The 8,987-nt window shown below is 45.7% G+C and carries 8 protein-coding genes; all 8 read left to right on the forward strand.

Features of this window, described 5'->3' with window-relative positions; genetic code table 11:
• Nucleotides 1–1,012, forward strand: a 1,012-nt coding sequence (locus tag AB4161_RS20875; RefSeq protein ID WP_372084184.1) for an endonuclease, incomplete at its 5' end; no start/stop codon positions are given.
• Nucleotides 1,013–1,583: 571 nt separating this feature from the next.
• Entirely contained in the window at nucleotides 1,584–2,519 is a 936-nt protein-coding gene (locus AB4161_RS20880) for a universal stress protein (RefSeq protein WP_372084186.1), read from the forward strand.
• 567 nt (nucleotides 2,520–3,086) lie between these two features.
• Nucleotides 3,087–5,693 (forward strand): hydrogen gas-evolving membrane-bound hydrogenase subunit E, encoded by a 2,607-nt coding sequence (gene mbhE / locus AB4161_RS20885; RefSeq protein ID WP_017068245.1) that lies wholly within the window; start codon nucleotides 3,087–3,089, stop codon nucleotides 5,691–5,693.
• Nucleotides 5,693–6,046: a Na+/H+ antiporter subunit C gene (locus AB4161_RS20890; RefSeq protein WP_017062418.1), complete on the forward strand. Its 354-nt coding sequence runs from the start codon at nucleotides 5,693–5,695 to the stop codon at nucleotides 6,044–6,046. Before mbhE ends, AB4161_RS20890 begins: the two co-directional genes overlap by 1 nt.
• Nucleotides 6,043–7,611 carry a proton-conducting transporter membrane subunit gene (locus AB4161_RS20895; protein ID WP_372084188.1) on the forward strand — a complete coding sequence of 523 codons (1,569 nt, stop codon included), beginning with the start codon at nucleotides 6,043–6,045 and terminating at the stop codon, nucleotides 7,609–7,611. Before AB4161_RS20890 ends, AB4161_RS20895 begins: the two co-directional genes overlap by 4 nt.
• A complete protein-coding gene (locus AB4161_RS20900) occupies nucleotides 7,608–8,084 on the forward strand; it encodes a Na+/H+ antiporter subunit E (RefSeq protein WP_017062420.1) in 477 nt (158 codons plus the stop codon). The genes AB4161_RS20895 and AB4161_RS20900 overlap by 4 nt, the downstream gene beginning before the upstream one ends.
• Nucleotides 8,085–8,112: 28 nt before the next feature.
• The gene (locus AB4161_RS20905) at nucleotides 8,113–8,373 is read left to right on the forward strand and encodes a cation:proton antiporter (protein ID WP_032545874.1); all 261 of its coding nucleotides are present in this window, start codon (nucleotides 8,113–8,115) and stop codon (nucleotides 8,371–8,373) included.
• Entirely contained in the window at nucleotides 8,373–8,669 is a 297-nt protein-coding gene (gene mnhG / locus AB4161_RS20910) for a monovalent cation/H(+) antiporter subunit G (protein WP_017062422.1), read from the forward strand. Before AB4161_RS20905 ends, mnhG begins: the two co-directional genes overlap by 1 nt.
• Nucleotides 8,670–8,987 lie beyond the last annotated feature (318 nt).

Genomic DNA, 8,987 nt, shown 5'->3' on the forward strand with positions numbered 1-8,987 from the left:
AAGTATGCTCCCGCCCTGCACCATCAATGAAGTGGAAATGTGTTTAGCGGATGGTAACTACACCCTAGAAGTCTCAGATTCTTATGGAGATGGAATGTGCTGCAGTGTGGGGAATGGTTCATACAGTTTGTCGGTAAATGGAACCGTTGTGGCATCTGGTGGTGATTTCCAAGCAAGTCAGAGTACAGAATTTTCGATTGGTGGTTCAACTGCACCACCAACTGAACCTCCAGTGTTAGGTGAGTATTACAAAGACGCTGAAGGAAAAGTGGGCTTTGCGTTAAAAACGGCCTTATATCAAATTATTGATAATCATAGCAGTCAGGGTTACGCCGCTATTTGGAGGTTGGTGTCTGAGGCTGACCTAGACGCATACTATGACACTGATGAGTCGATTCTCGATATGTATTCGGAGAAACCTTCAAGCTCAGATTCAATCCAATTTACTAAGGTGGCCGATCAATGTGGTCAATACAGAAAAGAAGGTGATTGCTACAACCGTGAGCACTCATTCCCGAAAAGCTGGTTTGGTGGGAAAGTCGAGCCAATGAACTCTGACGGTCACCATTTAATTGCCACTGATGGCTACGTTAACTCGAAACGTAGTAATTGGCCATTTGGTGAGGTGAGTAGCGCGACATACACATCAAGCAATGGTTCTAAGTTAGGCAGTGCAGCGAACTCTCTTGGATATGTGGGTACGGTGTTTGAGCCAATTGATGAGTTTAAAGGTGATTTTGCAAGAGCATATTTCTACATGGCCACACGCTATGAAAATGAAAATGAAATCGCTAATTGGGAAGGGAACTCTACAAGCTCTGATGCCGTTCTGGATGGAACCAATACAACTGTTTTTGAACCTTGGCTACTTACTATGCTAAAGCGTTGGCATTCTGAAGATCCAGTATGCCAAAAAGAAATCGACCGAAATAAGGCGGTACATGATTTTCAAGGGAATCGTAATCCGTTTATTGACCATCCAGAGTTTGTCAGCCAAATCTGGGGAAATTAATCGGAATATAACCACCATAACAATGGCTTGATGATTATTGAGTTGAGCCCAACCCTTTGTTTGGGTTCTTTTATTGAGAGGCATTATAGAGCATGCTTTTAAATATTTGAAAAAGCATATTGTCATGAAGGTCACGTATACTTTTCAGTGGTCTGCACCATCAATACAGGGCGCTACGTTAAGCGACTTTCCATACCTTTAGTTATCTCTGAATTGTTAATTTAGGGGAAACTGTAGCTCATTTTGCCCCTTTTCAATTCAGGACATTTTTCTATCAAATTATGTGGAAAGTCGTTTGACCTACATTTTCTAATCAGTGTGGTGTCTACTGTTCTGGGTTTCTGCCGACATCCTTTCTGAATAAGTTTTTGCTTTAGCTCGCGATAAATTTTGACGTAATTTGTTACATATAGCTGTCTGAGCACGTTGATCTGTAAACTCACTCATTGCTATTTTGCATGTAACTAACTGATTGCGATTGCGTATTGATATTGATAACTAATGGTTACAAATTTGTTATAGCAAAGCCGTGTTGATATTGGCTACTATTTGAACAACCAAGGAGGTGTGTATGAGACGATTCGAGAACATACTTTTTGCAACACAAGGTCTGCCTGGCCACAGTGACGCTCTGGGTCAAGCGATTAGAATAGCGGCTAACAATCACGTTCCAGTTTCGGGCCTGATTGCCTGTCCTGACTTTCCTACCGATCTCGTTCAATATCAACAAAGCTATGAACAGTCTTTACATGATTCGCTTCAGCAGAGCGTAAAAAATTTGCTTGAAGACCTGGCTATTTCTGAAGAGCAGGTGCCGTTTCCCCTGAGAGTTAAAAGCAGTGAAAATCCGGCGGTTTGTATCATCCAAGAAGCGATGCTGAATCATAATGACCTGATCATTAAAGAGGCTGAACCACTCAGTGAAGGGGCGGAAGGCTTTAAAGCGATAGACATGACTTTATTGCGTAAATGTCCTTGTCCAGTATGGCTGCATCGACCAATATTTAAACCACGAGACAAACGACGTATTGCAGTTGCGGTCGATCCCTTGGCTATCAACGATGAGCAGCAGGCACTATCGTGTCGATTGTTAGAGCTCTCTCGTTCGATTGCGGATACCTGTGATAGCCGATTACACATTATCTCTTGTTGGGAATATTATTTAGAGAACTACCTCGACAATCACGTTTGGATTCAAGTTGATGAGGCTCAGCTGTCTGTCGAGGTTTCTAAAGAGAAAGCGCGTCACGAACAAGCCTTGCAGCAATTAATTGATGACTCAGGTATTGCTGGTGAGGTGGTTGTTCATCACCTGCATGGTAAACCGGACGATAAAATTCCGGAGTGTGTTGATGAGGCAGAGATTGACGTGTTGGTCATGGGAACCTTAGCCCGAACCGGTATTTCTGGTTATGTGATTGGCAATACTGCCGAGAATATTCTTCAATCAATTAATTGCTCCTTAGTGGCAATGAAACCAGAGGGATTTATATCTCCAATCAAGTAACAAATTGATCTCGAAAAGCGGAAATAGCAATACTGAAGTAAGCGTGCACACGACAGACTAATAACTTCTTAGTGGAGGGTAGTATGAAGAAACTATGTCCTATTTGCCAAACTGAAATGCTTGAGCGCTCTCACATTTATGCATGCCCGAGAAACGATATCGGAGACTGCTCCTACGACGCACTGAGTGCAGTGAATGAAGAGTCGAGTTTTTTATTTGACCAGAGCAATTCCCATAGTGACATGCATTCTTATGTCGTTCTCGACAGCAAATAATTTGAACCAGTGGGATCTATCTATATTGGAATGGATGATCGTGACTTAATTTTAGCGGTCTTATTCAAAGCCTTCGTAAACTAGATAATCCGTTCACATGCCTTGCTCGGATTATCTTCCTGATGCCCAAATCAACAATGTGGTTGAAGCATGAAGTATCAGGAGAAGGCTTTTTTCCTTCGATTCTATGAGTCCCCATACACGCGTGAACGTAACGAAATGGATGGCGATATTGAATAGTGTAATAGGAAAAAAACACACAACAGGTTCAAAAGATCATTCTTTGATTCTCATGATTTTTCCTGTTCTACCCATGGTCATTTTCTTCTTGCTCATCAGTTGGTATGAGCCGGGAGGCGTGAGTTGGCAAACGAATTGGGTTCCTAGTTTAGATGTAAACCTGAGCTTCAAGTTGGATGGGTTATCTTTCCTGTTCGCGTGTTTGATCAGTGGTATCGGTGCATTGATCCAGATTTATGCACTGGCATATCTCAAGGGGGATTCGTCTCGATTCTCTTTTCACCTCTATCTGACGCTGTTTATGTTAGCGATGTTAGGTGTTGTCACGAGCGACAATATTCTACTCCTTTTTGTTTTTTGGGAACTTACCACCATAACGTCGTATCTTTTGATTGGCTTTAATCACGAGAAAGATAAATCCCGCAAGAACGCATTTCAATCTCTCATTGTCACTGGCGCTGGTGGCTTAGCGTTATTAGCAGGTTTGATACTGTTGGGTGAAATGGCTGGCAGCTATGAGATAAGTACCATCGTCGCGCAAAGTACGCTGATTGCACAACATGAATGGTTCCTGCCTTCGCTGGTTCTGGTTTTGCTCGGTGCGTTCACCAAATCGGCGCAGTTTCCATTCCACTTTTGGTTACCTAATGCAATGGCAGCGCCAACGCCAGTGAGCGCTTATCTTCACTCGGCCACTATGGTGAAGGCTGGGGTGTATTTGCTTGCCCGTGTTTCACCTATCTATTCACACAACGATATTTGGTTTTACACGCTCGGCATTTTTGGTGGCTTTACCGCTATATGGTGTGCGTTATTAGCGCTCAAGCAAACTGATTTGAAGTTGATGCTGGCATACAGCACGAATGTTGCCTTAGGTAAATTGGTATTGTTGATTGGTATGGGTACTGAGCTTGCGATGATGGCCGCGCTGCTGTTTGTCTTGGCTCACTCGTTCTACAAAGCCGCGCTGTTCATGGTGGTGGGTAATATCGATAAGGCAACGGGAACGCGTGACATTCGAATGTTGTATGGTTTGAAAACAGCGTTAATACTCAGCCTCGTAGCCGCAATCATCGCTGCTCTGTCGAAATCGGGCGTGCCACCATTACTCGGGTTCTTGAGCAAAGAGTACATGTACAAATCCGGTCTGGAGGTGAGCGTTATCCTTACCGTTATCTTCCTTGTGGTTAACGTCATTATGGTGGCGTTGGCGTTGGCGCTGATCGTGAAACCTTTCTTCGCGACTTATGAAGGTAATCCAACGCCAGCCAAGAAAGTGGAATCCAGTAAAGGGCTTTGGCTGCCAGCAATGTTGCTTGCCATTGCCAGTGTGCTTGCGCCGGTGCTTGGTTTAGATTGGATCAACAACAATGTGGTTATTCCGGGGGTTTCGTCGAGCTTGCCTGACTCAGCACCACAAGCAGCCAAGCTTTGGCAAGGCGTGAATTTGCCGTTGGTGCTGAGTGTATTAACTTTGTTACTCGGCTTTGTTTTATATCGAGTCTACCCAAGGCTGTTGGTGGGCGGACAACGTGAAGGGGCCGTGGTGCCAACAGCCGAATCCGTTTTCGACAAAATTATGGCAGGCATGATGCGGTTAGCTAAATGGCAAACGCAGTTATTACAGCAAAAGCGCTTAAGTTATTACGTGTTGCTGTTCTATATTGTTCTCGCTGGATTACTGTTAAGCAGTCCGTTAGTGATCCCACGAGCTCGATTTGCTGCATTAACGGACATTAATTTCTACGAGGTAAGCATTGCACTGCTACTTATCGCTGCTGCCTTAGTCTGTACCTTTACCAAGTCTCGTTTGTTGGCGGTATCTGCGCTTGGTGTTGTGGGCTTTATGACCACTTTAGTCTTTATGATTTACAGCGCGCCAGATGTCGCGAAAACCTTATTGCTGGTTGAAACCTTGATGGTTGTATTTGTGGTGCTGTTGATACGTCACATTCCGGGCTTAATGACGGTGCCGCAACATCCTATTCGCCGAAAGTTGCTGCACGCGGCGATAGCTGGTGTGATTGGTATCTCGGTAACGGCGTTGTTGATCAATATCACCGCCCAACCTTTAGATGCCACTCTGGCTGATTTCTTCGCAGAAAACAGTGTTCCCGGCGGACATGGACGCAACATCGTCAACGTGATTTTGGTTGATTTTCGAGCCTTCGATACGTTGGGTGAGGTAATCGTGGTCGTGATGGCTGGTATCGCTGCGGTGAGTTTGTTGAAAACGCACTATCACAAACGTAATCGTATCCATTCCCTTATTTTTGCCACTACTGCACACATCGTTGCAGCGCTGATGTTGGTGTTTTCACTTTACTTATTGTTGCGTGGACATAACGAGCCGGGTGGTGGTTTCATCGGTGCGCTGATTGCTGTAATTGGTTTTGCGTTACTGATGTTTGCAGAGTCGCCAAAGTACGTTCGGGATCGTTTGTATTTCGCGCCATTTAGCATTGCTCTATTTGGTATTTTCTTAAGCTTCGTGGCTGGCCTGATGAGCTTTGCTTTCAATTTGCCGTTCTTAACCGGTTTGTGGTGGAAAGATATTCTACCGCTCGGCACACCGCTGATATTCGACGTCGGTATTTACCTCGCCATCATTGGTGGCGTGATGGGGATGTTGTTACGTGTGAATGAGGAGTTGGATTGATGGAAATACTATGGAGTCTCGTGGTCGGTGTGTTTGTCGCGGCTGGTGTCTATCTTATGCTTGAGCGACACATCTTGCGTCTATTATTCGGTTTGATCTTATTGAGTAGTGCCGTGAACATCGCGATTTTCACTGCCGGACGTTTAACGCCCGGACTACCGCCTTTGATTGATGCGAATTCACAATTACCACCGGAAGGTGCGGCAAACCCGCTTCCTCAAGCTTTAATTCTGACTGCCATTGTGATTGGTTTTGGCTTGTTGGTGTTCGCGTTGATGCTGTTTTACCGTGCATATTCAGAAGCGGGCTCGGCCGATGTTGATGCGATGCGACGTTCTGAGGAGGATGAATGACGACGATTTGGTTGACGTTACCCGCAGTGATTTCGCTTCTTACCGCTGTCGCCATCTTCTGCGCGAAGCGTAACAACGCGCTGGCGGATGCGATAAGTGGCACAAGCGCATTGGCGACTTTGGTGATTGCAGCATTGTTGACGCACGATGTCATCAACGGCGGTCCGCAAGCAGTGGCGTTTGGTCAGTGGGCGGCACCATTTGGCATTGTTTTTGTGGCGGATTATCTTGCCGTCGCCATGGTGATGGTGACGGCCATTATTGGTGTAGTGAGCGTGTTCTACGCCATGGGCGATCTGCAAGAAAAGGCATCTTACGGCACATTTCATGCGCTGATGCATATCTTGTTGGCCGGCGTGTATGGTGCGTTTCTTACCGGAGATATTTTCAACCTCTATGTGTGGTTCGAGGTGATGTTGATAGCATCGTTTGGTTTGATGATCTTAGATGGATCAAAGCAACAAGTGGATGGAGCAGTGAAGTACGTGATGCTCAATCTAATATCGACCTTGGTCTTCTTGCTCGCGATTGGCTTACTCTACGGTGCAACAGGGACTTTGAACCTCGCGGATTTACACGCCAAAGCCGCACTGATTCCGTCTGACACCAAAACTTTGCTCGCGGCACTGTTCCTATTCGCGTTTGCGATAAAAGCGGCGTTGTTTCCCGTTTTTGCTTGGCTACCTGCTTCTTACCATACATTGCCAAGCGCCGTTGTCGCACTGTTTGCTGCGTTGCTGACCAAGGTTGGAGTGTATGCGCTGATTCGTGTGTTCACTTTGATTTTTCCGCTATCAGAAAGTGGTTGGCAGCCAACTCTGATGTGGGTGGCGGGGCTTACGATGTTAACTGGTGTATTGGGGGCCGCGAGCCAATACGACATTAAAAAAATTCTCTCTTTCCATATCATCAGCCAGATCGGTTATATGATCATGGGATTGGCGATCTACACGCCGCTCGCCATTGCGGGTGCGATTTTCTACATCGTGCACCACATCATTGTGAAAGCAAATTTGTTCCTGATTGGCGGCTTTATCGAGCGTAACTATGGCTCGGGCAAACTTGGGCAATTAGGCGGAGTCTACAAAGCCATGCCTTGGCTAGCTTTCTTGTTTCTCATTCCTGCATTCTCTTTAGCGGGGTTTCCACCTCTGTCGGGTTTCTGGGGCAAGTTCCTTGTCATCAAATCTAGTTTGCAAACCGAGTTGTATTGGCTTGCAGGGGCCGCGCTCTTAGTGGGTCTGTTAACGGTGTTCTCGATGACCAAGATCTGGAACGAGGTGTTTTGGAAAAAGCCTCAGCAAACACTCAAAACTCAGCCAATGAACAAGTACACAAAAGGATTGTATTGTGTGCCAATAGCCACGTTGACCACGTTAAGTCTGATTATTGGTTTGGCAGCCGAGCCGTTTTACCAATTTTCAGTGCAGGCAGCAGAACAGTTGATTGAGCCCCAAGCCTACGTAAAAGCGGCTCTTGGAGAGAGTGCATTGGCTGACAGTGCAATAGGTGACAGCGAAATAGCTGAACGCGTGGCATTGAATTCATCGGGAGGGAGCCAATGATTTATCTATTTTTGAACTTGTTTCTTGCCTTAGCGTGGATGCTGCTAAACGGCAACTATACAGGCACGAACTTCATTCTTGGTTTTGTGGTTGGCTTTTTGGCGTTGCGACTCAGTCAACCGTTTGGTTTGAAAAACAGTTACTTCCGACGCTTCCGTGCTTTTGTTGGCCTGTTTCTTTTCTTCTGTTACGAGATGGTGATCTCGGTAGCCAGAGTCGTCTGGGATGTGGTCACGCCAACCCATTTGAGTGATCCAGATATCGTGTATGTCCCGTTAGATGTTGAGTCAGATTTAGAGATCTCTTTACTCGCAAACATGGTTTCTCTTACTCCGGGAAGCTTGAGTTTAGATGTTACACCAGATAAGAAGCACATGGTTGTGCACGCGATGTTTGCACCCGATCACGAAAAGGTTATTCGAGAAATCAAAGACGGTTTAGAAAAACGGATTTTGGAGGTGACGCGTGACTGATGGATTAGAAATCGGTATCTGGTTACAGATGAGCATCACGTTCGCTTATATCGGACTACTGCTCAGTATCTTGATGGCATTCATTCGCTTGGTGCTCGGTCCAACCTTTGCCGATAGAGTGGTCGCGCTTGATCTGATTTCATTCGTGACGGTGGGCTTTATTGCTGTTTATACCCTAGATAGCGGGCAGCAACCCTTGTTGGATATTGCTATTACACTCGGTCTAGTGGCCTTCCTAGGAACCATCGCGTTTGCCAGGCTTATCTTTAAAAGAAAAGGAGAGGTGTAATGGACACTATCGTTGGGATTTTACTTTGTCTTGGAACCTTATTTACGCTCATCGCAAGTCTTGGGATCTTACGAATGCCCGATCTCTACACACGAATGCACGCCGCGACTAAAGCGGGTACGGTGGGCTTAGCATCATTGTTATTAGCGGTGGCGGTGGCCATGCCAGAAATCACGGTGATTTCACGAGTGATTGGCACAATGTTGTTTATCTTCATTACCGCTCCGGTAGCAGCACACTTGCTGGGGAAAGCGACCCGAGAAAGTGGTTATCAAATCTGGAGAAACGACAAATAGCGTGGTCTTTCACTTTATGTAAATGTTGTTTCATTTGGTAACCATGAAACTACGCAATCATAACGTGAGCAGATCAGGATGTTATTTTTGCTTTTCGGTGGATAAACCTAATTTCGACCGCCCCTGCAAGAGCATGTAAGATTCTCCACTCCTTTCTCAGCTGAGTTGTCGCTCCGCCACTGCAGTGGAGGCTCGCAATATCTAGGGTAATTCTTGAATGCTAATTTAGCAAAGTCACTGACACAGAATTGTTCAGAAGTGCGCTGACGGGGCATGTAACACGAAAATGCCCCATTCCGTATATGGAATCCACGTATT

Origin of the sequence: Vibrio sp. 10N.286.51.E5 (assembly GCF_041469125.1) — a bacterium.
GTDB classification, from domain to species: domain Bacteria; phylum Pseudomonadota; class Gammaproteobacteria; order Enterobacterales; family Vibrionaceae; genus Vibrio; species Vibrio crassostreae_C.

Excerpts from the sequence above, each read along its gene's own strand:
- AB4161_RS20890 (WP_017062418.1), top strand. The coding sequence starts at position 5,693 with ATGGAAATACTATGGAGTCTCGTGGTCGGTGTGTTTGTCGCGGCTGGT.
- AB4161_RS20900 (WP_017062420.1), top strand. The coding sequence starts at position 7,608 with ATGATTTATCTATTTTTGAACTTGTTTCTTGCCTTAGCGTGGATGCTG.
- mbhE (WP_017068245.1), top strand. The coding sequence starts at position 3,087 with ATGATTTTTCCTGTTCTACCCATGGTCATTTTCTTCTTGCTCATCAGT.
- AB4161_RS20895 (WP_372084188.1), top strand. The coding sequence starts at position 6,043 with ATGACGACGATTTGGTTGACGTTACCCGCAGTGATTTCGCTTCTTACC.
- mnhG (WP_017062422.1), top strand. The coding sequence starts at position 8,373 with ATGGACACTATCGTTGGGATTTTACTTTGTCTTGGAACCTTATTTACG.
- AB4161_RS20905 (WP_032545874.1), top strand. The coding sequence starts at position 8,113 with ATGAGCATCACGTTCGCTTATATCGGACTACTGCTCAGTATCTTGATG.
- AB4161_RS20880 (WP_372084186.1), top strand. The coding sequence starts at position 1,584 with ATGAGACGATTCGAGAACATACTTTTTGCAACACAAGGTCTGCCTGGC.